A 2,220-nucleotide genomic window follows, 5' to 3' on the forward strand; every position below is an offset into this window, starting at 1 on the left:
CAACACCTCGGCGGTCGACTACACACCGTTCGGCAGCGTGCAGGTGCTCACCCGGGGGGTGCACGGCGCGGCGCATTCCGTGCCTGCCTCCGCCCGTCCGTGTCCGCACCTGGGTTGGATTTCCTACCCGCGGGTAATGCCGGTGCCGTCGACCCGACCCACGGGGCGCCGGCACGAGGAGAACGTGATCACCATCGAACGGGTCAACGGCACGTTGGCCTACACCATCGCGGGCCGGGGCGAGCCGCTGCTGCTGGTGCACGGTCTCGGCGGTGACCGCCACACGTGGCGGCACCTCGTCGACACCCTCGCGCTGACCCACACCGTGATCGCGCCCGATCTGCCGGGTCACGGCGACTCCGGCGCGCCCGCCGGCGACTACTCCCTGGGCGCCCATGCGACGGCGCTGCGCGACCTGCTGGTCTCGCTCGGGCTGCCGTCGGCGACGATCGTCGGGCACAGCCTCGGCGGCGGCATCGCGCTGCAGTTCGCGTACCAGTTTCCCGAACGGACCCAACGACTCGTGCTGATCAGCAGCGGTGGGCTGGGACCGCAGCTCACAGCCGCGCTGCGGGCGGTCACGCTCCCGGCCGCGGAGACCGTGGTCGCGGCGTTGGCGCTGCTGCCACCGACCGTGACCCGGCGCGTCCTGCCGGCGCTGATACCCCGGCCGGACGTCCCGGCGGTGGCGCGGTCGCTGCACGACCTCGCCGACGGGCGGCGACGCCGCGCCTTCATCCGGACCGCGCGCACCGTGATCGACTGGCGGGGGCAGAGCGTGAGCGCCGCCGAGCACCTGAAACTGCTGGCGCAGTTGCCGGTCCTGGTGGCCTGGGGCAGCGCGGACCGAACCATCCCGCCGAGCCACCACCGGGCCGTCGCGGCGGCGACGCCGGCGTTCTTCACCGCCGAGATAGCCGACGCCGGGCACTATCCACACGAGACCGCGCCGGACCAGATCCTGCCCGCGATCCAGCGGTTCCTGCGGGCCACCCGGCCGTTCCGCTACTCGGAGGCGTCCTGGCGCCACGTGATCGACGAGCGGGTTTGCCCGACAGGAATGCGGGTACGTCGATCCCGTGACAACGCCATCTGAGCACCGGCGCGAGGAAGCGCTCGAGAGCGGCCAGGTCTTCGAGGACGCCGAAGGACGCAGGACCACGGATCCGGGCACCGCCATGGAGCATGCCGACAGCGAGGCCGAGCGCAACGAAGAGGGCCTGAAGCGGGGTGAGGTCGGCCCGGGCATCCCGGCCGAGACCACGCCGGCCGACGACTGATCCGCTGGTCACTCGCGCAACAGCAGTTCGTCCGTTTGCGGCCGATGGCGAACGAGGCGATACTTGGCTCTTACGGTTGATGACCCAGCCGACGCTCCGTGGGGAGATGGCTGGTGTTCCCAATGCGAGAACTCTTCGAACCGTCCGCGCTGTCGGCGTCACCTGACTGGCGTCAGCGGGCTGTCGACGGTGCCCTGGTGTTCAGCCCGGTCGGCGACCTCGATCTCGACACTGCGGGCGAGTTCGAGCGCCGCCTGGTGGAGATCGTCGATCGGACCGACGCGCCGCTGGTGCTGGTCGACCTGGCTGATGTCCACTTCATCGACGCGGGCAGTGTCAGCGTGATCCTGCGGGCGCGCACGAAGGCTCGGCGGCGGAACGTGACGTTGTGCGTCCGTGGGCTCAGCGGCGTTCCCGCGCTGGTCTTCGACGCACTGGGCCTGCGGGAGACCTTGATCTGCCCGGTGCCGCTGGACGACCGCGGGCAGGCGGCATGACCGACGGTCGCCGCGGTCCGCAGGTCCCGTCCTGGTCCTCGTCGGAGGACCGGACCAACCGCGCCGACCTGTGGGAGGCCGCCGCCGACGAGCGGGAGCGGTTGGCCGACGAGCGGGAACGGTTGGCGGACGAGCGCGACGCGCTCGCGACCGACCGGGAACGGTTGGCTGACCGGCACGACGCGGCGCTCGACGGCCGCGAGAGCCACGACGAACATGGTCGGGCGGACGAGGACGTCGACGACTCCGCGGCCGCCGCGGCCGGCGCTGTCCGGCGAGCGCAAGCCGCGGTCGAACGGGCCGAGGCCGAGCTGCTGCGGGCGCGACTCGCCGCCGACCGGGTCGCGGGTCTGGCGGGCCGGCGGACGGCGGCACACGAGCGCGCCGCGGCCGCCGCCGGGCGCGCGGACGACACCGACGCCGACGACCACTCGTGGCTGGTC

Annotated in this window: 3 protein-coding genes and 1 pseudogene; all 4 read left to right on the top strand. The window is 72.7% G+C overall.

Features of this window, described 5'->3' with window-relative positions:
* The coding region (locus tag AB0H87_RS40970) for an alpha/beta fold hydrolase (protein ID WP_360159007.1) at positions 1-1,096 on the top strand (1,096 nt) is incomplete at its 5' end.
* Entirely contained in the window at positions 1,080-1,280 is a 201-nt protein-coding gene (locus AB0H87_RS40975; RefSeq protein ID WP_360159010.1) for a ribonuclease, read from the top strand. The genes AB0H87_RS40970 and AB0H87_RS40975, both read left to right, overlap by 17 nt.
* Before the next feature lie 122 nt (positions 1,281-1,402).
* Positions 1,403-1,777, top strand: coding sequence for an STAS domain-containing protein (locus AB0H87_RS40980; RefSeq protein ID WP_360159013.1), 375 nt, complete (start codon positions 1,403-1,405; stop codon positions 1,775-1,777).
* Positions 1,774-2,220 (top strand): annotated as a pseudogene (locus AB0H87_RS40985) (hypothetical protein); the annotation flags it as partial. The gene AB0H87_RS40980 and the pseudogene AB0H87_RS40985, both read left to right, overlap by 4 nt.

The organism is Asanoa sp. NPDC050611, assembly GCF_040654855.1.
Taxonomy (GTDB): domain Bacteria; phylum Actinomycetota; class Actinomycetes; order Mycobacteriales; family Micromonosporaceae; genus Asanoa.

Bases quoted from the DNA above. Each gene is read 5' to 3' on its own strand.
- AB0H87_RS40980 (WP_360159013.1), top strand. From the start codon at position 1,403: ATGCGAGAACTCTTCGAACCGTCCGCGCTGTCGGCGTCACCTGACTGG.